Here is a 24,402-nt window from a genome sequence, read left to right on the forward strand (position 1 = left end):
GAATGATCTTTTCAGAATCATTCCGCTCAAGCCGCCATTGAGGCGGCGGCCAAGGTGGCGAAGCCGCCGCCCGGCGAGGGGCTTTAGGTGGCAAAGGCGTAGGCCACGACGAGGGACTGCGCCAGACACAGGGGCGCGGTCAGCGAACGAAAGGCGCGCACTTCCGATTCGCGCAGCAGCAGGCTCTGATGCCCCGGCTTGACGAGAGGCGAGACATTGGAATCGGTGATCGACAGCACCTGCGCGCAGCGTTCCAGCGCCAGCGCATGGCAACGCACGGTTTCTTCGGCATAGGGCCGGAAACTGATGGCAATCAAAAGGTCGTCGGCGCGGATGCCGCGCGCCTGCTGCTCCCAAAGCCCGCCCGCACCATCCAAAAACACCACGCGCTTGCCCGCGCGCTGAAGCGCGTAGGCGAGGTAGGAGGCGACCGGAAAGGCGCGGCGAAACCCGGCAATATAGACGTTGTCGGCGGCGATAATGGCCTCGACGCTGGTGCGAATCTGCTCGGCCGAGACGCTTTGCCGCAAATGGGTGAGGGCCAGAATATCGGCTTCGGCAAACTCATCCAGAATGGAACTGAGTCCCTCGGCCCCTATACCCTCAGAGGCCCCGAAGGCGCGGGCCCGCTCGCCATAGGCCAGACTGATATGGCTGGAGAGCAGCTCATCGCGGATGACCTTCTGCATCTGAGACGCCCCGGCATAGCCCAGCGTCTTGGCAAAGCGCACCAGTGCCGAAGGCTGTACATCGGCGCGTTCGGCGACCACGGCCAGCGTCTCGAACGCCACGTCTTCGGGCTTGTCCAGCACGAAACTGGCCACCTGTTTCATGCGCCGTGAGGCGTCGTCATACTGGCGCATGATGGCCGCGCGCAAAGCCTCCAGCGTTTGCGGGGCGTCACCGCCGGGGGTGGCGTCTTCAGGGGTTTCCGCCGGGTGTGGGCTCATCGGGGCACTCCGCCGCTGAGAAGAGAATCAAGCATTTTCCAAGTTGACACAATATGGAATATTTGTTCCAAAATGCAAAGCCAGACGTGGAACCCTTTTGTAAGGCTTGGGTTTCAAAAATGGAATAAATATTTCAAAGCGGGATCAGGCTTGCGCCGTACCCAAACCAAAGGAAACGCAATGTTTGAAGTGGCTGTCATCGGGGCCGGGCGTATCGGTCGTATCCACGCCAGAAACGTCGCCGCCCATCCGGCCTTGCACCTTAAGGCCATTGTTGATCCGGTGGGCGACAGCGCGGCGGAACTGGCAAAGGCGCTGGGGTCGGAGGTTTCGACCTTTGAGGCGGTGCTGGCCGATCCGAACGTCAGGGGCGTGGTCATTGCCTCACCGACGGATCAGCACCTGACGCAGACCCTTCAATGCATCGCAGCGGGCAAGGCGGTCCTGTGCGAAAAGCCGCTGGATCAGGATCTGGAAACCGCGCGCGGGGCCGCAGCGCAACTGGGTGGGGATAAGCCGCTTCTGCTGGGCTTCAATCGCCGTTTCGACCGCCATTTCGGGGCGCTGAAACAACAGCTTGAGGCCGGACGCATCGGCGCGCTGGAAAGCCTTTTGATCGTCAGCCACGATCCCGCACCGCCGCCGGTGTCCTACGTCAAGGTCTCAGGCGGCCTGTTCAAGGACATGGCCATCCACGATTTCGACATGGCGCGCTTCATTCTGGGCGAAGAGATTGTTGAGGTCTATGCGGCGGCGGCCTGTCTGGTCGATCCGGCCATCGGGGAGGCGGGGGATGTGGACACCGCCAAAACGACGCTGAAAACCGCCTCGGGCCGTCTGTGTGTGATCAGCAATTCGCGCCGTTCCGGCTATGGCTACGATCAGCGCCTCGAAGCCTATGGGCAAAAGGGGCTTCTGAAGGCTGACAATGTGCTGGAAAGCACGGTGGCGCACTGGGGCAAGGAGGGCCCGGTGCTCGATGCCTTCCAGAACTTCTTCCTTGACCGCTATGCCGAGGCCTATCGCAGTGAGATCGCGCACTTCGCCGACATCGTGGCGGGCAAGGCCAAGCCGATGGTCGGCTATGACGACGCCGTGCGCGCGCTGGAACTGGCCGAAGCGGCGGCCTATTCGGTGGCCACCGGTCAGGTCGTCAGGGTTTGATAAATTTGGTGGCCCAGCCGTTGGGCTGGGCCGCCATATCGAGCTCCAGCGTACCGCCCTTGCTCAGCTCGGCATGGGTGAGCCAGGCGCGGTCGATCGCCTTGCCGTTCAGACGCGCACCCACAACATAGAGATTGGCCTCTGAGGTCTTGGGCGCGATGATCTGAAACGTCTTGCCGCCTTCCAGATGTATGGTCGTTTTCCGGAACAGGGGCGAGCCGATGTAGTAGAAGGGCTGCCCCGCATTGGGGTAGAGCCCCAGACTGGCCCACACGTACCATGACGACATGGTGCCGGCATCGTCATTGCCGGGCAGGCCGTTGCGCGTCGGCTTATAGTGCACCGACAGGATGTGGCGCACGCGCTCGGCCGTGCGATCCGGACGCCCGGCGTGGATATAGAGCCACGGGGCCAGAATATCGGGCTCATTGCCCTGAAGGTAATAGCCTTCGTCAAACAGGCGGTCGAGCCAGCGCACAAAGCCTTCGCGCCCGCCGGTTTTGGCCATCAGGCCTTCGACATCGTGCGGCACATAGGTCGAATATTGCAGCGAATTGCCCTCATAGAAGGGGGCCTCCCACCACGGGCCGGACTTGTCCGGATAGTCATAGGTGCAGGTGAAGTTTTCCAGCCACCGCCCGTCGGCATAGCGCGGACGGATGCAGCCCAGATCGTCGTCCCACAGCTTTTTCCACGCCTCGGCGCGCTTGAGATAGCGGGCCTGATCGGCTTTTTCACCGAGATGCGCCGCCACCGAGGCGATGGCGAAGTCGTTATAGGCGTATTCCAGCGTGCGCGAGGCCGAGCGCGTCTGGCTCAGCGACACATAGCCCAGAGACAGATAGTCCTTTAGCACGCGCCCCTGAAGGAAGGGCTTGTCGCTTTCGACCTCGCCGTCCTTGCGCAAGGCGGCATAGGCCTGTTTGACATCAAAGCCACCGAGGTTTTTGACCACGGCATCGGCGATCAGAACGTCGCCGTTTGAACCGCCCTGCGTCATGCCATTGGCCCCGGCGATGCGCGAATCCGGCAGCCAGCCCGTATGGGCATAGGTGTCGATCAGCGAACGGATCATGTCGCGCTGACGCTGCGGCTGGATGATGGTCAATAGCGGATGCAGGGTGCGGAACGTATCCCAAAGGGTATAGAAATCCTCGTAATGCGGCTCGGTTGAGTTCCACCACACGTTTTCGCCGCTCAGGTCGTGCGGCATGGTGTGGCTGCGGTAAAGCCCTGAATAGAAGTTGCGCCTTTGGGTGTCGTCGCCGCCTTCGACCTCGATCTTGGCAAGCGCGCCGTTCCACAGGTCGCGCGCCTTGGCGTGCTGCGCATCGAAGTCCCAGCCGGGCAGTTCGGCGGCCAGATTGGCTCTGGCCTTTTCGACGCTGATGAACGAAACGGCCAGCTTCATCTGCACGACAGAATCGGTTGCCGTATCGAACGTCATGAAGCCGCCCAGCCGGTTGGAAAACTCCTGCTCGGTGTCGTATTCGATCATCAGCCCCTGACGATTGGCCGCGCTCTTGGTCTGATTGCCGCCGTTAAGACGCCCGATGCCGGCCTGAATCTGCACCTCGCCCTGCCGGGCCTTCCACGCCCCGTACTTGACCGCCGGGCGGTCGAACACAGCGTAGAAGTAGAGCTTATAGGGGGCGGGGTTCCAGCCACCTTCAAAGCTGGCCCAGCCGGAGAGGGTGTGGTCGTCCACCACCTCAACCTGGGCCGCTGTGGTGCGCTGACCGCTGCCGCGCAGGCCGATGACCGAGGTGGCGTCGAGCACGAACTGACCCGGTGCGCCCTTGGGGAAGGTCACGCGCTGAAAGCCCACAAGCCGCGAGGCGGTCAGCTCGACGCGCACCGCCTTGGCCGGTTCGTTGGCCAGAGTCACGGCGTAATAGCCGGGCGAGGCCGTCTCATTGTGCTTGGCGAAGACCAGATGGTTGACGCCCAGTTCCCCTGAGGTCGGGGTGACGCGGAAATTGCCGTACTTGCTGGTGCCGCCGGTGCCGGTGACGTGGGTGAAGCTGAAACCCAGAATGGCGCTTTTGGAGTCGTAGCCATTGGTGTCGCCATTGGCCGTGTCCGGGCTTAAGGAGACGAAGCCGAAGGGAATGCCTGCGCCGGGGACCGTATTGCCGCCGTCATCGACGCCGACAAAGGGATTGGCCAGCACGGTATAGTCCGGGGTCGCCGTGGGCTGTGCGAGTGCCGGGGCACAGAGCGCGCAAAGGGCCACCGCCATCATCAGGGCGCGAACCGAACCGCGGCGTTTCAAACCAGAGGACATGCGATCAGACCTTTCCGCGATGCGATTTGGCGTAGGCGTCGAAGGCCACGGCCGCCACGATGATCAGGCCGATCACCACCTGCTGGAAATAGGATGAAACGTGCATGATGACGAGTCCGTTCGACAGCACGCCTATCAGCAGCGCCCCGATCAGCGTACCGCGAATATTGCCCGCCCCGCCCGACAGGCTGGCCCCGCCGATGACGACCGAGGCGATGACGCGCAGCTCGTAATTAATGCCCGCCACGGCCTCCGCAGAGCCCAGACGCGCCGACAGCAAAAAGCCCGACAGCCCGGCCAGAAAGCCGACGATGACATAGACGCTGATCAGTATGGCCTTGACGTTGATCCCGGCCAGCCGCGCGGCCTCGGCATTGCCCCCCACCGCATAGACCTGCCGCCCGAAGCGCGTGTAGCGCAGCGTCACATGTCCGGCTAGCGCCACCAGCGCAAACAGGATGACGGGCACGGGCACACCCAGCACCGCCCCCGTGCCCCACCAGCGATAGCCGGCATCGAAGCCGGAAATCGGCCCGCCGTCATTGAGAATCAGGGTCGCGCCGCGCCAGATGGTCATGCCGCCCAGCGTCACGATAAAGGCCGGCACCTTTAGCCAGGTAATCGTCTTGCCGTGCGCATAGCCTGCCGCCAGACCGATGGCGGAGGCAACGCCGAGCGCCACCAGCCATTGCGGCAGGTCGCCGCCCATATGCTGCACCACCCAGGCGGCGGCAATCGCGGCAAAGGCCAGAAGCGAGCCTACCGCCAGATCGACCCCGGCGGTGAGAATGACGAAGGTCATGCCGACGGCAATGACGCCATAGATCGACACCTCGGTTAAGATGTTGAGCGCATTGCGCAACGACAGAAAGCGCGGGTTCCACGCCGCGAATCCGATAATCAGCAAAAGCAGGAACAGGGTCGTCCCCCAGGTCCGCAAAAAGGCCACCGTGTCAAAGGGGGCTTTGGCCGGGGGCGCAGACAGGTCAGGGGCGGGGGCAGGGGTGGCGGTCATCAAGGGGACTCAAGGGTTGGGGGCTTGCGGGGCGCTGCCGGTGGCCATCAGCGCCATCAGGGTTTCTTCGTCGGCGTCGGCGGCTTCCAGCGTGCCGGTGATGCGGCCTTCGCGGAAGACGATGATGCGGTCGCTGACGGCCATCACTTCGGGCAGTTCGGAGGAGATGACGATGACCGCCATGCCCTCTGACGCCATGTCGAACAGGACCTGATGCACGTCGGCCTTGGCACCCACATCAATGCCGCGCGTCGGTTCATCGACGATCAGCACCTTGGGCGACAGGGCCATGCAGCGCGCCAGAAGCACCTTTTGCTGATTACCGCCCGACAGGGTGCCGATGGCGGCTTCTGAGCTGCTCATACGGATGCGCAGCTTCTGCCGGAAGGTTTCAACAAGGCGTCGCTCGGCCCCTTCATCGACGAAGCCACCGGGGCGTGACAGGGACTTAAGCCCCGACAGAGAAAGGTTGTGGCGAATGGAGTGATCTAGGAAACAGCCCTGCTGCTTGCGGTCTTCTGGGACCAGCGCGATCCCGGCGCTCAGCGCCTGCGCCGGTGACTGAATGTCGAGAGCGCGGCCACACAGATGGATGCGACCGCTATCCTTGCGGTCGGCTCCGTAAAGTACGCGCGCCAGATCGGTGCGGCCAGCGCCCACCAGTCCGGCCAGACCGACGATTTCCCCCGCGTGCACTTCAAAAGAGATGTTGTCGAGCGAGGTGCCGCGCGCCTCATGCGCGCCGCGGCGGCGGCTGACCCCGTCGATGCGCAGCACCGGCGTCGGCGCCACCTGACGCGGCGGGCGCTTGAGGAAGGCGACATCGCGCCCGATCATCAGGCGCACCATGTCGTCGATACTGACGTCTGAAACCTGTCCGCTGGCCACAAAGCGCCCATCGCGCAACACTGTATAGGCGTCGCAGATGGCCTTCACCTCCTTCAGGCGGTGGGTGACATAGATGACCGCGATGCCGCGCGCCTTCAGCGTGCCGACAATGCGGTGAAGTATGTCCACCTCGCGCGGGCTGAGCGCCGCCGTGGGTTCGTCCATGATGATCAGCTTTGCCTGAAGCGTCATGGCTCTGGCGATTTCGACCATCTGCTGATCGGCGACATTGAGGCGGCTGACCTCCAGATCGGGATCGAGGCTGAGGCCCAGATCGTCCAGTATGCGCCGGGCATCCGCGCGCATCTGCCGGTGATCAATCAGGCCGAACCGAAGGGGCTCACGCCCCAGATAGAGGTTTTCGGCGACGCTCAGGAAGGGCTGAAGGTTGAACTCCTGATAGATGGTGACAATGCCCGCCTTCTGCCTCTGGCTGGGCGTATCGTCGGGACGCAGGGGCTTTGCGTCAAAGGTGAGGTGCCCGCCGTCGCTACCTTGAGCCCCGGACAGGATTTTGAGCAGGGTCGATTTGCCCGCGCCGTTTTCGCCCAGCAGGGCGTGAACCTCGCCCGGTTCGACGCGCAGGCTCGCCCCGCCCAGCGCCACGACACCGGGGAAACGCTTGGTGATGTCTTGAGCCTCAAGCAGGGCCATGACCGGCCTATTTCACTTCGCCGATGCGTGACGCCTGAGCGAGCGTGTCGCGGGTGATCAGCACCGGCGTCAGGCTTTTGGAGACGATGGGGGTCTTGTCTTTCAGATTGGCCACGACGGCGCGCAGGGCCGAGCGGATCTGTTCGCCCGGATTCTGTTCCACGCTGGCGGCCATTTCGCCGTCGCGGATACGTTTCAGCGCTTCGGGGATGGCATCGAAGCCCAGGACGGCGATCTGCTGCGTCGTAAAGCCCGCGCCGCGAATGGCCTCAAGCGCCCCCATGGCCATGTCGTCATTGAGGCACAGAATGACGTCCGGGTGCGCGCCGCCCATCGAGGTGAGAACGTTCTGGGTGACGCTCAGCGCCTGATCACGCTTGGAATTGCCGGTCTGTTCGGCGACGATCTGATAGGCGGCACCGCCGGCCGCCAGCCCCTCATGCACGCCCTTGACGCGCTCAATCGAAGAGGTGCTGCCCGGATCATTGGTGATGACCACGACCTTGGCCCCCTTGGGGTAGGTCTTGACCACCCAGTCGGCCATGGCGCGCCCGCCTTCGACATTATTGGCCCCAAAATGCGGCACCGGGTGCTTGCCGCCACCGATCTGACGATCGACGGAGACAACGACGGTCTTTTCGTCGATCAGGGCGTCGGTGGCCGACGCCAGCGCCTTGGAGTCGGTCGGCGCGATAATCACCGCCGAAATGCCCTGAACGCGCGCGGCCTCCAGATCGGAGACCTGCTTTGAGGAGTTGTTCTGACCGTCCAGCACCTGAACCTTGACGCCGAGCTTCTGAGCTTCGTCCTCCAGATCGCGGCGCATGGCGACGAAGAAGGGCTGCGACAGGTCGCTGAAACTGACGACAATGCCGTCGGTGGCGGCGGCAGAACCGGATTTCTGACAGGCGGTCAGGCCCAGACCAAGGCCCATACCCAGACTGGCGGCCAGCAGGTGGCGGCGGTGAATCGACATAAGAGTTCCTCCCGTGGAACCGTGCGCCTTGCGGCTGCGTCATCTGTTCTATTTCCGGGACGAAGGCGTGTGGCAGAGGGCCCCGGATGGACGTGCCGATTGGTCGGCTTTTTTTGTTTGTGTAGTAAATGGAATTTTTATTCCAACGTCAACGCATAGTCGGAATAATGAAGCTGGAATCGTGACTCTGGCCTGCGCGCGGCCATCGTTGGGTGACGGTCTTGGTGCGGGTGTAGAAGCGCACGCCGTCCATGCCGTACTGATTGAGGTCGCCGAAGCCGGAGCGCTTCCAGCCGCCGAAGGAGTGATAGGCCACGGGCACCGGGATGGGGACATTGATGCCGACCATGCCGACCTCGACCTGAGAGGCGAACTCGCGCGCCGCGTCGCCATTGCGCGTGAAGATGGCTACGCCATTGCCATAGGGGTGTTGCGACGGCAGGCGGATGGCCTCTTCCAGCGTTTTGGCCCGCACGATCTGCAACACCGGGCCGAAGATTTCGTCCTGATAGGTCTGCATGGCGGGCGTCACGTGGTCGAACAGGCTGGGGGCCAGGAAGAAGCCGTCCTCATGCCCCTGAAGTTTGAAGCCGCGCCCGTCGAGCACCAGTTCAGCCCCCTCATCGACACCCATCTGGATATAGTGTTCGATGCGCGCCTTGTGCGCCGCCGATACGACCGGGCCATAGTGGGCCTCGGCGTCGGTCGAGACACCGACGCGCAAGGCTTCGGCGGCCGCCAGCAGCTTGGGCCTAAGACGCCCGGCCGTCTCTTCGCCCACCGGCACCACCACAGGCAGGGCCATGCAGCGTTCGCCGGCAGAGCCATAGGCGGCGCCCATAATATCGGCCACGGCCTGATCGAGATCGGCATCAGGCAGGACGATGCCGTGGTTCTTGGCCCCACCCATGCACTGCATCCGCTTGCCGTTTTGCGACCCGCGGCCATAGACGTATTGCGCGATGTCAGACGAGCCGACGAAGCTCACGGCGCGGATGTCGGGGTGATCGAGTATGGCATCGACCACCACCTTGTCGCCGTGCACGACATTGAGCACGCCTTCGGGCAGCCCGGCCTCCAGCAAAAGCGCCGCCAGCCGCACGGGCACGGAAGGGTCACGCTCGGACGGCTTGAGGATAAAGGCATTGCCGGTGGCCAGCGCCGGGGCGAACATCCACATGGGGATCATGGCCGGGAAGTTGAACGGCGTGATGCCGGCCACCACCCCCAGCGGCTGCCGCAGCGAAAAGACGTCGATGCCGGGCCCCGCCCCTTCGGTATATTCGCCTTTCAGCAGATGCGGGATGCCGCAGACGAACTCCACCACCTCCAGCCCGCGCTGAATGTCGCCTCTGGCATCGGAAATGACCTTGCCGTGTTCAGAGGCCAGAAGATGCGCCAGGGCGTCCATATCGCGCTCCAGCAGGCGCTTGAACTCGAACATCACCCGGGCGCGGCGCTGAGGGTTGAGCGCGGCCCAGCCCGGCTGCGCGGCCTTGGCCACCGCTACGGCGCGCGCCAGTTCATCGGGCGTCCCCAGATCGACCTGCGCCTGCACCCGGCCAGTATTGGGATCGAAGACCTCACCCACCCGGCCCGACACCCCCGCTACCGTCTGACCGCCGATAAAGTGTGAGATGTGCCGCATGGGTTTCCACCTGTCCGTTAAGGGGTTCTGGTATTTTGGAAAAAATATTTCATATATTTTGAATTTGCAATGATCATTTTATTTTTGGTTTGCAGCAGAAAAAAAACCGCCCGGACGGGTCCGGGCGGTGCGTGGGTCGTCTGTGAGGTGGGGGCGTTAGCCCAGACCGCCGCCACTCATCATGCCGGGGGCCATGTTGTGGTTGAGGTGCGTCATCACCCACAAGGAGCCGATGATCAGGATGCCGACAATGATCGCCGTAAAGATAAAGGCGAGATTGTTCCATACCTGGCTCGAGGAGCTGTTCATGTGCAGGAAGTAGCGCAGGTGCACCACAATCTGGATCACGCCGAGGATCAGGATGACCGGCACCAGTGTCGCTGTCGGCATCAGCTTCAGCATGGTCAGGACAAACGGAATGGCCGTCAGGATGACCGACAGGCTAAAGCCGATCAGATAGTCCTTCACCGAGGCGTGGCCAGCCCCGTGATCGTGACCATGGGCGTCGCCGTGGTTCAGCTTGTCCACCGCGTGGTGGTCGGCCAGCTCGGTATGCGGGTCCTTGGCAGGGTGCAGGGTGGGCTTGTCAGGGATGTGCATCAGGCGGCTCCCATCAGATAGACGATGCTGAAAACGCCGATCCAGATGATGTCGAGGAAGTGCCAGAACAGGCTCAGCTCCATCATGCGGATGCGGTTGGCGGGGGTGATGCCGCGGCGGAAAAGGTGGACGAACATGACGCCCATCCAGATCAGACCCGACGTGACGTGCAGGCCGTGCGTGCCGACCAGAGTGAAGAAGGCCGACAGGAAGGCCGAACGGTCGGGACCGGCCCCTTCGTGGATCAGGTGGTTGAACTCATAAATTTCCATGCCCATGAAGCCGAGGCCCAGAAGCCCGGTCACGGCCAGCCAGCCCAGAACGCCGTTCAGCTTGTTGTTCTGCATTGAGATCATCGACAGACCAAAGGTCAGCGACGACAGCAGAAGCAGCGAGGTTTCGATGGCGACAAAGCCGAGATCGAACAGCTCACGGCCATTGGGGCCGCCTGCGGTTGCATCCTTCAGCACCGCGAAGGTGGCAAACAGGGTCGCAAAGATCAGGCAGTCGCTCATCAGGTAGATCCAGAAGCCGAGCGTAACCTTGGCTTCTTCGTCCTGATGGTGGTGGTCGTGCGTGTCGTGGGCTTCGTTCGGATTGTGGTCGTAGGCGGACTTCAACTGATCCTTGAAGGCGCCGACGGGGTTTTCCGCCGGATTAACGGGGGTGCTGCTCATGGTTACGCCTCCGTCGTTGTGTTGAGCTTGGCGAAGCGCGCGTCTTCGATAGCCTTGATCTCATCAGGCTGAACGTAATAGTCGCGGTCTTCATTGAAGGTGTGCAGGATGGCGAGCCCGATCATGCCGATCAGGGTCACGACGGCCAGCCACCAGATGTGCCAGACCAGCGCAAAGCCGAACGGAATGCTGGCCAGACCGATCAGCAGGCCCGTTGCCGTGTTGCGCGGCATGTGGATCGGCTCATAGGACTTGGGCTGGATATAGGCTTGACCCGTCTGCTTGGCGTCCCAGAAGGCATCGTGGTTGCCGATGGCCGGGGTGACGGCAAAGTTATAGAAGGGCGGCGGCGAAGAGGTCGCCCACTCCAGCGTGCGGCCATCCCACGGGTCGCCGCTGTCGTCGCGCAGCTCATCGCGCTTCCAGATGGAATAGCCGATCTGGACGATCTGAGCGATGATACCGGCAAAGATGATCAGGGCCCCACAGGCGGCGACGATCAGATAGACGTGCCAGACGGGGTTATCCATGTGGCTTAAGCGGCGCGTCATGCCCATCAGGCCCAACGCATAGAGTGGCATGAAGGCGACGTAGAAGCCGATCAGCCAGCACCAGAAGCTGACCTTGCCGATGCCCGAATGCAGGCGGAAGCCGAAGGCCTTGGGGAACCAGTAGTTGAGGCCCGCAATACAGCCGAACAAAACGCCGCCGATGATCACATTGTGGAAGTGGGCGATCAGGAAGACCGAGTTGTGCAGCACGAAGTCTGCCCCCGGAATGGCCAGCATGACGCCGGTCGCCCCGCCGATGACGAAGGTGATGATGAAGCCCATGGTCCACAGCATCGGCACTTCGAGGCGCACGCGGCCGCGGTACATGGTGAACAGCCAGTTGAACACCTTAACCCCGGTGGGGATCGAGATGATCATGGTCGAGATGCCGAAGAAGGCATTGACATTGGCACCCGCGCCCATGGTGAAGAAGTGGTGCAGCCACACGATGAAGGACAGGATGGCGATACACATGGTCGCATAGACCATGGCGTCATAGCCAAACAGACGCTTGCGGCAGAAGGTGGCCACGATCTCCGAGAAGATGCCGAAGGCGGGCAGGACGAGGATGTACACTTCCGGGTGACCCCAGGCCCAGATCAGGTTGACGTACATCATGGCGTTGCCGCCGCCGTCATTGGTGAAGAAGTGCATCCCGAGGTAACGGTCGAGACCCAGCAGCGCCAGAGTGACGGTCAGGATGGGGAAGGCGGCGACGATCAGGATGTTGGCGGCCAGAGTCGTCCAGGTGAAGACCGGCATGCGCATCAGGGTCATGCCCGGCGCGCGCATCTTGAAGATTGTCGCAATCAGGTTCACCCCGGACAGTGTCGTACCTATCCCCGAAATCTGGATGGCCCAGAGATAATAGTCGACCCCCACACCGGGCGAGAATTGCAAGCCTGACAGGGGCGCATAGGCGAGCCAGCCCGTGTGGGCAAACTCACCAACGACCAGCGAGACGTTGATCAGCACCGCACCTGCCGCCGTGAACCAGAAGCTCAGGCTGTTCAGATACGGGAAGGCCACGTCGCGCGCCCCGATCTGAAGCGGCATGATGACGTTCATCAGGCCGATCACAAAGGGCATGGCGACAAAGAAGATCATGATCACGCCGTGGGCGGTGAAGATCTGGTCGAAGTGGTCCGGCGGCAGGAAGCCGTGACCGCCGGCCGAGGCCAAAGCCTGCTGCGCGCGCATCATCAGGGCGTCGGCAAAGCCGCGCAGCAGCATGATGAGGGCGAGGATGATATACATCACACCGATCTTCTTGTGATCGACGCTGGTCAGCCACTCTTTCCACACATAGGGCCAGAGCTTGAAATAGGTGGTCAGGCCGAGCACGAGCACGGCGGCACCGACCATACCGGCACCGGCCCCCATGATGATGGGGTCGTGCCATGGCACGGAGCTGATATCGAGTTTACCGAAGAGGAAGCGAAGAACGGGGTCTTCGTGGAGTTCGGCGACAGGGCTGGACATGGGTTATAATCTTTTTACGGGTCAGGTTTGGGGGCGGCGCGGAACTCAGCTTTCCGGAGTGGCGCGGTTCAGCGCCACCTTGTCGGCCGTCTTGTTTTTGGACGTCAGGATCTCAGGGGCGACGCAATCGACCGCGCCGGGCACCAGATTCTTCATCATCGCCATGTTGAAGGCGTCTTCCTTACAAAGACCCCCATCGGCGCAGCCATTGAGGACCTTGGTGAAGAGGGCGGGCTGAACCGCTGCATAATAGGCCGGGGCCTTCAGCGTGCTTTTCTGGTGCAGGCTCTTGTAGGCGCCGGCATCGAGCGTCTGACCGGAGGCCTTGGCGCTGGCCACCCAGGCGTCGAAGCCGGTCTGGTCCACGGCCTTGGCCTTGAACTTCATGTCGGCGAAGCCGAAGCCCGAATAGTTGGCGGAAATGCCGTCATAGACACCGGCGTGGTCGGCGCGCAGCGACAGGTGCGTTTGCATGCCGTTCATGGCGTAGATCTGCGTGCCGAGCTGCGGGATGAAGAAGGAGTTCATCACGCTGGCCGAGGTGATCTCGAAATGGACGGGGACACCGACCGGCATGGCCATCTCGTTGACCGTGGCGATGCCGTACTGCGGATAGATGAACAGCCATTTCCAGTCGAGCGCCACGACCTGAACCTCGATCGGGGTCACGCCCGCCTTGTCGGCAGCGGCTTCGACCTTCTTGTGCGGGTCAAGCTGGTGCGTCGAAATCCACGTCACCGTACCGAGCGCGATGATGATCAGCGTCGGGATGGCCCACACCACGGCTTCGATGCGGTTGGAGTGCTCGAAGTTCGGATCATAGGTCGCCTTGGTGTTCGAGGCGCGGTAACGCCACGCAAACCACAGGGTCATGACGATCACCGGCACGACCGGGATCAGCATGAGAAGGGTGGCGAGGATGATCAGGTCCTTTTGCGCCAGACCGACCGGACCCTTGGGGTCCATCAGTGCCCAGTCACAGCCGCTTAAGGACACGGCGGCGGTCACCATCAGGCCCGCGATGAGGCCCTTGCGGATCAGGTTCCTGCCTTCAAAAAAATTCAGATGCACGACGCGTTCACCGAAGTAAGTCCCGCATGCGGGAGGTTTTCAAATGTCAAAGCGTTCGCGTCCTAATGAAATTGGGAAGAAGCGCAAGGGACAAATTGTCTCAGGCGGATCGGTCGCATCCTGTTAACCATGCCGGTATTTTTGTTATTTGAAATTCGGCACTTATGTAAAAAATGCGTGAGGAGGCGCGGGCCTGGGGATAAATAAATGACATATGTGTCAGATTGCCGCAGATTCCTCTTGCGCAAACCGTTGCGGCGCGTAAGGATGGGACAAATTGACGCTGTTGTGAGTTTTGGCGTCAGCTATGGAGGAACTGACATGACGGATGCTCTGCACACCTATCGTTTCGGACCGGTCGTCAAAATCGCCCTGCTGTCGGCGGCCCTGCTACAAATTGTCGCAGGCGTTCTGCTTATGGCGCAGGCCTATCTGGCGGGCGGCACGGTTCTGCAACAGTTTTCGGGCGTGGTGCTGGGTATGATCCCGGTGTCGATTGCGCTCTTCCTCACCCCGGTTCTCTGGCGCTGCGAACTGCGCGTCTTTGAAGACCGTCTGGAATATCAGGGCGTCCTGCTCGACATCGCCATTCCGCGCGATCACATCGTCGCCGCCGTAGCCCCGCGTCGCGGTCTGGGCATGTTTGATGTGTCTCTGGAGCTGGTCAATGCGCCGTTCCGTCGCCTGCATCTGGCCATTATGGACCGCAATGAGGAGCGTCTGGCGCGCTGGCTCACCCAGACGGCGTGAGAGGTTTAAACGGGGTTGAAACGAGAATAATAAACGAAGCGCTCGTCCATCGGACGGGCGCTTTTACTTTGCCTGTGGCTCATCCCCGGACATCTCTCCCCGCCGGCCGCGACGGCTTAGCCACAGACTGATGCCGGCCAGACCGCCCGCCAGACTGAACCACGTAATGGCATAGACCAGATGGTTGTTGGTGAAGCGTACGACGGTCAGTCCGCCCTGCGGTAGGCCGCCGGGCAAGGGCGTGGCCTCGGCGTCGACGAACCAGTTGGGCACCTTGAGCTGACGCGCCCTCGCGATCTGCGCCACGTCGCGCAGGAACCATTGGTCCTTGGCCGGGTCGTTGGGCTGCGAGAACAGCCAGCCCCTGTCTTGGCTCAGGCGAACAAGGCCAGTGACCTCGACCTCGCCGCCTATCTGCCCGGCGGTGCGCGTGGCCGGATCACGCTTATCCGTCGGCACATAGCCGCGATTGACCATGACCGTGCCGTCTGGTGTCTCCAGCGGCGTCATCACCCAGTAGCCCGCACCTAAATCGGTCAGAGCATAGACCTGCGTTTCCTTGTCATGTCGGAAATGACCACGCAGCCTCACGCGCCGGTATTCATCGCGCTCAGCGGTGAAGGCGGGCCAGCCAGCCGGTCCGCGCACCAGGGGCTGAGGAGCGGCATGGACGCGCGCCGTGACGGTTTCGATTAGCGCTGTTTTCCACATCAGGCGCTGCACCTGCCAGATCCCCAATCCGCTCAGGGTCACGACGGCGACACAGACGCAGATCAGGGCCAGAAAACGACGCATGGCATTCCCTTTCACAAGGCGATCACACCCCCGCAGGGTGGCCTATAGGGCATTGGCGCACAATATGCACGAAAATGTGTAATGCCAGTGGGTTCCCATTCGCTACGGACGGGTGTTTATTTACCACTGGTTAATCCTGTGATCCCATAACTCGCGATTATAGAGTGGCGTAACCCTATTGGCAGACGGCGGTCGCAGCGGGCGGCTGACGCAGATAAGCAGGGCGGGGGTCCTCTTATGGTTTTTGAAATGTCCGGCACGCAGAAGGATGTGCGCAGCCTCGCAAATCTCGGCGAGACGGCCTCGACGTCGCGCGTGCTGAACCTCGGCTACGTCTATCGTGCGCACGGCGAATTGCCGGAATATACGGCCAAGCCGTTCTTTGCCAACCGGCAGATGAACCGGGCCCTGATCCTCAAACATACGCTGCGCGCCAATGAGCAGGACCTGTTCACTAAGCCGCGCCGCACCACGACCAAGATCATCCTGCCGTTCGATCCGGACGATCTGAAACTGGGCGGGCAGTCGGTGCTGGTGGGGCAGGTCGGTTACGACAACTTCTTACGCAACATCTATAACACCAAAACCATCGCGGCCCTGCCGGATGTAGAGGTGTTGCGCGCGCTGGATGAACTGCCGTCGCTCGATCCGTTTTTGGTGCGCGAGCATCTGGGGCGGCGCGGCTATCGCCCCGCAAGCTGTTATCTGCATATCACCCAGGCCGACATTGCGCGCATGATCGGCTTTGCCAATGGCGAAATCGAGAGTCTGGTGCGCGAGGCTTTCGGCTCGGCCATGCAGCAGGCGACGCTTAAACTGGCGGGCAAAATTCTGGCGAATGAACTCGATAATGAACTCGACCCGCTGCGCATGACGCTGCGCCTGTCCAGCGCCGAATTTTCCGACGGCATCTTCTCATGGCGTGGCTTTCTCTATTTCAAATGGCGCTATACCGAGCTTCAGGGCGAACTGAACAAGGTGCTCAACGGCCTCGCCACCTACCAGCCCATGCTGACGCGCGACAAGGCGGTGCTGGAGTTTCTGGCCGATATCCGTCCGCGTCTGGCCAAGCGGATTTCACTGGCCATCGTCTCGGTGGGTCGCACGCTGGCCGTCTATGATCAGGCCTATCTGGCCCTGACCAAGGGGCATGATCCCGGCCCCTTCCGTCGCTTCCTGCTCGAAGGCCCGTCGTTGTTCTTCGAACTGGGCGAACATATCGGCATCCTTAGCCACATCAGCTCCTTCTGGAATTACCGCATGTCGCGGGTCAACCGGATGCAGCGCATGTCGGCGGAAGAATATTCCGAACTTCTGATGGACTATTCCGACAGCCTGTCGGCGCTCTATCTTGAAGATGAGAGCACCGCCCAGAGCTGGTAAGGTATTGAGAGCGCCTTCCGAAACGGGTGCTACGGTATTGGCTGCGCCGCTTGTGGCTTACCGGAAGGGCTCGACCATCTGGACCGGGCCATAGCCTAGTGCTTCCAGACGTTTGGCCTGCGTCGCTGCATCCCCGACCACCACCAGTATCATGCGATCCGTGTTCAGATAGGTGCGCGCCACCTGCTGCACCGTGGCTCTGTCGAGCGTGGACAGGGTGGCGTTTTCGCGGGCAATATAGTCCGCGGGCAGACCGTCATCTCCGATACGGGCGAGAAGCCCCAGCTTGGCGCGTAGCGTCTCGAAGGCGCGGGCGCGCGCCTTGATCAGCGATCCCTTGGTCAGGTCGAGATCGGCCTGGCTGTAGGTGGTGCCAAAGTCGCGCATGATGTCCCGCATCAGGGTCGCGGATTCCAACGTGACATTGGCGCGCACAGGCGCCGTCATTTCAAAGCGCCCGCCGGTCGTGCCGCCTGCAAAGCGCGAGTCGGCCGCGTAGGTATAGCCCTTGCCTTCGCGCAGTTCCTGCGTCAGGCGCGACGCGAAGCCGCCCCCGCCCAGAATGAAGTTGGCCGCATAGCCCTTGAACCAGTCGCCCGAACCGCGCGCCGGGCCCGGCCGCACAAAGAGCAGAGCCGACTGCTTGGCGCCCGGTACGTCGTAGAACAGGATCTGCGTGCGCGACGGTTCGCTAAAGGCAATGCTGCCCATCGGGGTCGGTGCCGGTCCGGTCCAGCGCGCCGCCAGCGGTGCAAAAGCCTTGGCGACCTCCGCTTCGCTGATCGCTCCGGCCACGCGGATACGGGCGGCCTGCGGCGCATAGGTGCTGGCCATAAAGCGCTTCACGTCATCCAGACTGAGGGCGGTGACCGATTCCGGCGTGCCGCGCACATCGTTGGCCAGTGCGCTGCCTTTATAGAGGGCGCGACGCATGACCAGTTCCGCCACCTCCTCCGGCTCGGCGCGAGAGGCCTGAATCCCGGCAATCGCCGCGGACTTGGCCAGCGCCAGTTCTTCCGGGTCCCAGCGCGGTTCGGTGAGCATTTCGGTGATCAGCGCCGCCGTTGCCCTGAAATTGCGGGCCAGGGTCGTGCCGCTGATCAGGGTGCGTTCTTGACCCACATCGACCGACAGGCTGGCCCCCAGGCCTTTCAGGGCGTTCTGGAACTGCTCGCGCGTGCGGGTTTTGGTACCACGCACCAGCATGTCGGCGACCAGACTGGCCGCCCCCGGGCGCGCGGGGTCGTCGCGCAACTGACCGCCGTCAATCGCGATCTGGAAGGCCACAACCGGCAGCTCGTGATCTTCTATGCCCGTCAGGCCCGTCCCGTTGGGCAGGGCCCCTTTCCAGATGGCGGGCGTTTTCACCTGCGGAGTCGGGCCTGCGGGCGGTTCAACCGTGCGGTCGATGCGCGACGGCGTGCGCGGCACCTGCGTGCGCCCGGCCGTCTGATCGACCGCCGCTTCGGCCCCCTGCACAATCGCCTCTTCGGCCTCGACCTTCGCCGGTTGTGATCCGCTAAGGGCCAGTGCGTCCTGACCCTTCGGCAAGACGCTCAGCTCAAGGTGCGGCCGCGCCAGATCGAAGCGGTCGAGCGCCGCCATCACATCCGCCGGGGTCAGGGCCTTCAGTTGCTTCAGATAGGTATCGACCAGATCAGGACGGCGGGACTGGGTCTCAGAGTCGGCGATCATCTGCACCTTGCCGATGACGCTGCCCACCTGCTGATAGAGGGCAGCCTCGCGTGACGCCTTCAGGCGTTCCAGCTTTTCCGCGCTGATGCCCTCGCGCCGGAAGCGGGCCATGCCGGCACTGACGGCCGCCCGCACCGTGTCCAGCGGCACATTTTCAAAGGCCCGGATCTGCATCAGGCCGAGGCCGGTGATTTGATTGTCCCAGACGAAGCCGTCCACGCCGTCGCTGACCTTGGCGTCTTCGACCACGGCCTGATAGACCGGACCATCCGGCCCTTCGGTCAGGGCAGCGAACAAAAGCTCATCCGCCACCGTCTCCGGCGCCCCCTTTTGTGTGGCGGGCCACACCAGGGTGAGTTGCGGCAGGGGGGCGAACTTATCGACATAGCTCAGCCGGCGCGTTTCGCTCAGGCTGGCCGGACGCGGGGTGGGGATGGGGGCGGGCTGACCCGCCTTGAACTCGCCGAAATAGCGTTCGACCCACTGGCGGGTCTGGGCCGGATCGAAGTCGCCGGAAATCACCAGAGTGACGTTGTTGGGGACGTACCAGCGGCGGTAGAAGCTGCGGACATCCTCAAGCGAGGCCGCCGACAGGTCCGCCAAGGAGCCGATCGTCGTCCAGCTATAGGGGTGGTCGGGGGCAAACAGGGCTGACTGAACGATGGGCAGGACCTGACCATAGGGGACATTGTCCACGCGCTGGCGCTTCTCGTTCTTGACGACCTCGATCTCTTTGGCGACGACGGCCGGCGTGACCGTATTGATGAAGAAGCCGAGTTTGTCGGCTTCGGCCCACAGCATCTTTTCCAGCGCATCATTGGGAACGGTCTGCAAATAGACCGTGTGGTCCATATTGGTGTAGCCATTGGCCCCTTCACCGCCCACGCGCGCCGACAGCTTGTCGAGCCCGCCGGGGCCGAGGTTTTCCGAATTCAGGAAAAACAGGTGCTCGAACAGGTGGGCAAAGCCGGTGCGTCCGGGCACTTCGCGTGCGGAGCCCACATGCGCGACCAGCGCCACCGCCACGACCGGGTCCGAACGGTCCACATTGAGCACCACCCGCATCCCGTTGGGCAGGGTATAGGCCTCGGCGGGAATGAGCGAGGCGGGGGCCGCCGCCCGGGTGGCCGAAGCCGGCGGAACGCTCTGACCTGCGGCGGGCAAGGCCGAAAGGGTGAGGGCCGCCGCGATCAGCGTGGCATGAACAGGCGATGTCGTCATAAGGGGCTCCCCAGCCGTCCGGACAAAGGTCAGTACGCGTTCAAACGAAACGGACTGTAACCCCTAATCCGGACAGACGACAAGTCGCCTCAGGCCAGTTGGCACAGGTCCAGTTCGCTGAAATCGCCATAGTCGAGGTTTTCGCCGCCCATGGCCCAGATGAACGCATAGTTGGAAGTTCCCGCCCCGCAATGGATCGACCACGGCGGGCAGATAATGGCGTCTTCATTGGCGGCGACGAGGTGGCGCGTGTGGCCCGGCTGACCCATGAAGTGAAACACGCGGTCGCTTTCACCCATCTGAAAATAGAAATAGGCCTCCGAGCGGCGGTCGTGCAGGTGCGGCGGCATGGTGTTCCACACATTGCCGGGCTTGAGCAGGGTCAGGCCCATCAGCAACTGCGCCGAACGGCAGACGCGCGGCACGATCAGTTGATGGATGATGCGGTCGTTCGAGGTCTGAAGGCTGCCGCGTTCCAGCGGGTGACTCCCCGACAGCGGTATGTGCCGGGTGGGATAGCTGACATGCGACGGGGTCGAGGCGAGGTAGAAGCGCGCCGGGGTCGCGGCGTCCACGCTTTCAAACGTCACCTCGCCCGTATCCGCGCCGATATAGAGGGCATCGAGCGGGCTCAGCGCATAGGCGACCCCCTCAACGCGCACCGTACCCGCACCGCTGCCGACATTGACCACACCCATTTCGCGGCGCGCCAGAAAGGACGAGCCGGCGGCCGAGGCAGGCTCGTTCACCACGGGCAGGGCGACGCGCTGCTGCACCGGGGCGGCCCCGCCGATCACGAGGCGTTCCTGATGCAAGTAGTTCAGCCTGACCGCTTCGGGCGCGAACAGGCCGCTGATCAGGTAGCGGTCGCGCAGGGTCTGCGTATCGGCAAGCGCCAGCTGATCAGGGTGGGTGGCGTAATAGGTTTTTTCAAACATGATCAGCCGGTCGCCCCCGGCCGGGCATCGACCGCATAGACGTGATTGGCGCCGTGCATGTTGGAGACGAAGACCAGCCATTGGCCATCGGGTGTAAAGCGCAGATTGGGCTCAAGGCGGTAGTCGTGCGCCGCCATATCGACCAGCCGCGTCGCCCTGAACTTTTCAATGGTGATCAGGTCCGCATCATAGGAGGGCAGGTCGGCATCGACGATGGTTTCGGCCTCCAGCAGCGAAATCCATTTGCCGTCCGGTGCGTGGGCCACCATGTCGGCATCGCCGCCGTCCGAGGCAAAGGTTTTATTATCGGGCGCAATGTTGAAGTGCACGCCCCAGTCGTTGGCCTCCAGCCGCTTCCAGACGCGCTTGCCGGTGGCGAGTTCAAGGCCCGCCACCCAGAAGACCTGACCGCGCGGCGTTTGCAGGTCGTACCACAACCATTTGCCGTCGTGGCTGAAGAATTCGTGGCCCCAGATCTCCATATTCATGCTGCGGGTGTGCGCACTTTTCAGCCCTGTGCCGTCGGATCGGATGAGCTTGATGCGATCCACGCGGTGCCACGGCCCTTCCATGCAGAAGCGGATCAGGGTCGGGTCGGTTGGTGAAAACTGGGCGTGACCGATCCACTCCTCGGTTTTAAACAGGACGCGTCGCGCCTGTGTTTTGAGGTCGATAGTGAACAGCTCCGCCGGCACGCGCGCCGCCCAGCGTTCCAGCATCCGCACGCCCTTGGCCTTGGCGAAGTTGAGCGGTTTGCCGTCCGGCCCCAGCGCCGCATATTCGGCCTGACCGAACTTTTCCAGCGAGCCCTTGTCCTTGGGCTGTAAGGGCTTGGCGCCATAGGCGACCTGACCCAGAAGAAGGGTGTCATCGGCATTGGAACCGGTGATGCGCCCGGCCGGGATGCGCGTCAGCTTGCGCACCGTTTTGGTGTCCACATGGATGGCGTAGAGCGTCTTGGGGCGGTCCTCGGCCTCGCCCTCACCGGGGTCGGTGACGGCATAGACCGCTTCGCGCGTGGTGCGCATCATGAACAGGAGCTCGTTATCATTGCCCTTGACGAGCAGGCTGGTCTTCCAGTCGCTCAGGCGCACGGCCACAATGCCCGACGGCGACTTGATCACCATAAGATCGCCCTGGGGCGTATAGACCGGGCGATAGAAGTAAAGCACGCCAGAGCCGTCTTCGTCGGAGATTCGGATCACGCGGCGACCCGTCTTCGGGTCGGTGAATTGGCGCGGGATCGGCCCTTGCGGGGCGGGGGCAGGTGTCGCCGGGGTTTGCGCCTGCGTGGCCTGTCCCACGACCAGAGGCAGCAGGGCCGAGGCCCCCCACAGGCCCTTCAACGCGGCGCGGCGGGTCGAATCCGACATGGGGTACTCCTTACGGTACAGGTTTAAAGCTGAAGGTCTGCGTCCTGACGAAGGCGTCCCACGCCTCGCGCGATTTGAAATCAAGCCCGCCGTCCCAGGCCGATCCCATGTAATAAACGAAGGGCGTACCCGGCGTGACGCGCACCAGAATCAGATAGTTTTCAGCGTCTTCGGTAAAGCCTTCGACCATGGCCGGATCGACGGCGATGGTGATGCCGATATGGCCGTGATCGCCGACGTCCGGCTCCCAGAAGCTCAGCAGACCGTTTTTGGCGTCCTTCGTCACCACGCCCGACCCGGCGTCGCTCTTACGCTTGTTGATGCCGATGCCGACGATCAGCGGGTCTTGGGTGTCCGAGCGCAGCGTTGAGGTCATGCGCGTGAAGTTCGACCCCAGCGGTAGGGAGAAGGTGCGCGTCTCCCACACCTTTCGCACCACATCGACAGGCCAGGGACGGTAATCGACGCTGAACTTCGCCTCATCGCCGCCGGTCTTGTCGATGCGGTAGGTCGAGAAGTTGCGCGAGGTCCACAGCTTGTTGTCGTACCAGATGCCAAGCCCGCCCGCGCCGCGTCCGCGCCCGACATCGTAATAATCGAGCCCTTCACCGCGGTCGGTGTGGTAGTTGGGGAATTTCAGTTGCCGGTCCATGAAGGGATAGCGCACGCGCTTGGCCCACACGTCGATGCCGGAACCCGACGGCGCTTCGCGCGCTTCCAGCGCCGGGCCGTAGATGCGGTGCGCCACGCGGTCATTTTCCCACAGGAGGTCATCGAGGCGATCCGGCGCAAAGCGGGCGACGGCGCGCGGCGTCTGATCAGCGGGTGGTGTCAGCTTTTCAACCGGGGCCGGGCGTTTCAGCGTCGCCGGATCGTAGGCGAGGGCGCGGGTCGCCTTCATCTCGGCATCGCGGCGCGCTTTTTCGGCGTCCCCGACGACGGTCACCGGCGCAATGGGTTGCGGCGTGGTGGCGAAGATGGCGTCCTCGCCGTCGCGCGGCAGGGGCGCTTCGGGCAGGGCCTGTGGCGGCTCATTGAGGTCCATCACCTCGATCCCGGCCAGCAGATAGGCCCCGGTGGCATAGGGGCCGACATCGGTGTCTTTGGTTGGCACCGGGCGGTCGCCGGTCTTTTGCGCCGCGCCGATCAGGCCATTGGGCAGGACGTGGCGATTGAGCGCCGCCCAGCCCTTCGTCACTGCCGGCTGATAGGTAGCACGATCGAGCAGTCCGTGATTAATGCCCCAGGCCAGCGCATAGACGAAGAAGGCCGAGCCGGAGGTTTCGGCTTCGGGATAACCTTTCGGGTCATTGAGGTCGCTGCGCCACAGGCCGTCGGCCTGCTGCAATTCGATCAGCCGGCTGGCCATCTTCTTGAAAATATCGACATAGAAGGCGCGGCCTTCAAACTCGGCGGGCATGGCCTCCAGCACACGCACCAGCCCCCCCATCACCCAGCCATTGCCGCGCGCCCAGTAGATGGGTTTGCCGCTGGTGCCGAGATGGCTTTCGTCCTTGAAACGCTCATCGCGCAGGAAGAGGCGGTCCTGTTCGACCCACAAACGCGCCGCCGTGCGTCGCCATTCCCTGTCCATGGCCTTGAGGTATTTGGGGTCGCCGGTCAGGGCCGATTGTCGCGCCAGCACCGGCGGGGCCATGAACAGGGCGTCGCTCCACCACCAGATCAGGGCCTCGGTCTCCTGCGGGCGGTTGAGGTGCGGCACCATGTAATCGAGGCGCTGTTGCAGGGGCATAATGACGCCCGGCTGCCCCCGGCGCGCATAGAGTTCCTGATAGAGGTCGCCAATGGCCAGCTCGTCGGCATTGAGCATCAGACGCTCGGCCCGCGCGCCGCGAAAGGCGTAGTTATAATGCTCCGCTGTGGCGGTCAGAAAGCGCAGCGTGTCGGGATTATCGCTGATCCGCGCCAGTCGGCCCGCGCCGACATAGAAGGTGGCGGCCACCCAGTTGGAGGAAATTTCAGAGAGGTTGGAGCCCGTCGAAAGCTGGATCGGGCGGCGGCTCATATCGGCGATCTGAGCGGTGGCGACGTATTCGAGCACGGGCAGGACCGCCTGACGGCTCGGTACCCGGTCCGGGGCAAAAGCGGTATCAGGACGCTTCGGCAGGGTCAGCCAGCGCGCTTCGATCCCGGCCACGGGGGTTGTCTGCGGCGCATCGGCGGCCACAACCGATGAGGCCAGAAGGGCGCTCATGACCAGCGACAGGGTGGCGTGTTTCAGGCGCGGGTGCAAGGTCATGGGAAACGTCCTTAAAAAGGGTCC

At 62.8% G+C, this 24,402-nt stretch carries 18 protein-coding genes; 3 read left to right on the plus strand and 15 right to left on the minus strand.

Annotated elements, in window-relative coordinates; all coding sequences use genetic code 11:
* Window positions 1–83: 83 nt before the first annotated feature.
* On the minus strand, window positions 84–950 hold the full coding sequence (locus tag PQU94_RS09215; protein ID WP_272741166.1) for a MurR/RpiR family transcriptional regulator: 867 nt from the start codon (window positions 948–950) through the stop codon (window positions 84–86).
* Between the two features lie 180 nt (window positions 951–1,130).
* On the opposite strand from PQU94_RS09215, the gene iolG reads away from it, so the two are divergent.
* Window positions 1,131–2,114 carry an inositol 2-dehydrogenase gene (iolG, locus tag PQU94_RS09220; RefSeq protein WP_272741167.1) on the plus strand — a complete coding sequence of 328 codons (984 nt, stop codon included), beginning with the start codon at window positions 1,131–1,133 and terminating at the stop codon, window positions 2,112–2,114.
* On the opposite strand, the gene PQU94_RS09225 is transcribed toward iolG, so the two are convergent.
* The 9 genes from PQU94_RS09225 to cyoA all read right to left on the minus strand — a co-directional run bounded on the left by PQU94_RS09225 (window position 2,104) and on the right by cyoA (window position 13,963).
* Window positions 2,104–4,401, minus strand: a complete 2,298-nt coding sequence (locus PQU94_RS09225; protein ID WP_272741168.1) for a GH92 family glycosyl hydrolase — start codon at window positions 4,399–4,401, stop codon at window positions 2,104–2,106. The genes iolG and PQU94_RS09225 overlap by 11 nt on opposite strands.
* 4 nt (window positions 4,402–4,405) lie before the next feature.
* The gene (locus tag PQU94_RS09230) at window positions 4,406–5,416 is read right to left on the minus strand and encodes an ABC transporter permease (RefSeq protein ID WP_272741169.1); all 1,011 of its coding nucleotides are present in this window, start codon (window positions 5,414–5,416) and stop codon (window positions 4,406–4,408) included.
* A gap of 9 nt (window positions 5,417–5,425) precedes the next feature.
* Window positions 5,426–6,958 (minus strand): sugar ABC transporter ATP-binding protein, encoded by a 1,533-nt coding sequence (locus tag PQU94_RS09235; protein WP_272741170.1) that lies wholly within the window; start codon window positions 6,956–6,958, stop codon window positions 5,426–5,428.
* A 7-nt stretch (window positions 6,959–6,965) separates the two neighbouring features.
* Window positions 6,966–7,934: a substrate-binding domain-containing protein gene (locus tag PQU94_RS09240; protein ID WP_272741171.1), complete on the minus strand. Its 969-nt coding sequence runs from the start codon at window positions 7,932–7,934 to the stop codon at window positions 6,966–6,968.
* 148 nt (window positions 7,935–8,082) lie between these two features.
* Window positions 8,083–9,582, minus strand: coding sequence for a CoA-acylating methylmalonate-semialdehyde dehydrogenase (locus PQU94_RS09245; RefSeq protein ID WP_272741172.1), 1,500 nt, complete (start codon window positions 9,580–9,582; stop codon window positions 8,083–8,085).
* 156 nt (window positions 9,583–9,738) lie between these two features.
* Window positions 9,739–10,182: a cytochrome o ubiquinol oxidase subunit IV gene (gene cyoD / locus PQU94_RS09250; RefSeq protein WP_272741173.1), complete on the minus strand. Its 444-nt coding sequence runs from the start codon at window positions 10,180–10,182 to the stop codon at window positions 9,739–9,741.
* Window positions 10,182–10,859, minus strand: a complete 678-nt coding sequence (gene cyoC, locus PQU94_RS09255) for a cytochrome o ubiquinol oxidase subunit III (RefSeq protein ID WP_272741174.1) — start codon at window positions 10,857–10,859, stop codon at window positions 10,182–10,184. The genes cyoD and cyoC overlap by 1 nt, the downstream gene beginning before the upstream one ends.
* Window positions 10,860–10,861: 2 nt before the next feature.
* On the minus strand, window positions 10,862–12,892 hold the full coding sequence (cyoB, locus tag PQU94_RS09260; RefSeq protein WP_272741175.1) for a cytochrome o ubiquinol oxidase subunit I: 2,031 nt from the start codon (window positions 12,890–12,892) through the stop codon (window positions 10,862–10,864).
* Between the two features lie 45 nt (window positions 12,893–12,937).
* Window positions 12,938–13,963, minus strand: a complete 1,026-nt coding sequence (cyoA, locus tag PQU94_RS09265; protein WP_272741176.1) for a ubiquinol oxidase subunit II — start codon at window positions 13,961–13,963, stop codon at window positions 12,938–12,940.
* Window positions 13,964–14,284: 321 nt separating this feature from the next.
* Here cyoA and PQU94_RS09270 point away from each other — a divergent pair, with 321 nt between their 5' ends.
* Entirely contained in the window at window positions 14,285–14,713 is a 429-nt protein-coding gene (locus tag PQU94_RS09270) for a hypothetical protein (RefSeq protein WP_272741177.1), read from the plus strand.
* Window positions 14,714–14,776: 63 nt separating this feature from the next.
* On the opposite strand, the gene PQU94_RS09275 is transcribed toward PQU94_RS09270, so the two are convergent.
* Window positions 14,777–15,508 (minus strand): SURF1 family protein, encoded by a 732-nt coding sequence (locus tag PQU94_RS09275; protein ID WP_272741178.1) that lies wholly within the window; start codon window positions 15,506–15,508, stop codon window positions 14,777–14,779.
* Between the two features lie 237 nt (window positions 15,509–15,745).
* Between PQU94_RS09275 and PQU94_RS09280 the strand changes: the two genes are divergently transcribed.
* Window positions 15,746–16,891, plus strand: a complete 1,146-nt coding sequence (locus PQU94_RS09280; RefSeq protein WP_272741179.1) for a hypothetical protein — start codon at window positions 15,746–15,748, stop codon at window positions 16,889–16,891.
* A gap of 57 nt (window positions 16,892–16,948) precedes the next feature.
* On the opposite strand, the gene PQU94_RS09285 is transcribed toward PQU94_RS09280, so the two are convergent.
* The 4 genes from PQU94_RS09285 to PQU94_RS09300 all read right to left on the minus strand — a co-directional run bounded on the left by PQU94_RS09285 (window position 16,949) and on the right by PQU94_RS09300 (window position 24,378).
* Window positions 16,949–19,807 (minus strand): M16 family metallopeptidase, encoded by a 2,859-nt coding sequence (locus PQU94_RS09285; RefSeq protein ID WP_272741180.1) that lies wholly within the window; start codon window positions 19,805–19,807, stop codon window positions 16,949–16,951.
* Between the two features lie 89 nt (window positions 19,808–19,896).
* Window positions 19,897–20,745 (minus strand): 5-dehydro-4-deoxy-D-glucuronate isomerase, encoded by an 849-nt coding sequence (kduI, locus tag PQU94_RS09290; protein ID WP_272741181.1) that lies wholly within the window; start codon window positions 20,743–20,745, stop codon window positions 19,897–19,899.
* A 2-nt stretch (window positions 20,746–20,747) separates the two neighbouring features.
* Window positions 20,748–22,118 (minus strand): oligogalacturonate lyase family protein, encoded by a 1,371-nt coding sequence (locus PQU94_RS09295; protein WP_272741182.1) that lies wholly within the window; start codon window positions 22,116–22,118, stop codon window positions 20,748–20,750.
* Between the two features lie 10 nt (window positions 22,119–22,128).
* Window positions 22,129–24,378, minus strand: a complete 2,250-nt coding sequence (locus PQU94_RS09300; RefSeq protein ID WP_272741183.1) for a glycoside hydrolase family 88 protein — start codon at window positions 24,376–24,378, stop codon at window positions 22,129–22,131.
* Between the last annotated feature and the right edge of the window lie 24 nt (window positions 24,379–24,402).

Origin of the sequence: Asticcacaulis currens (genome assembly GCF_028550395.1) — a bacterium.
GTDB classification, from domain to species: Bacteria; Pseudomonadota; Alphaproteobacteria; order Caulobacterales; family Caulobacteraceae; genus Asticcacaulis; species Asticcacaulis currens.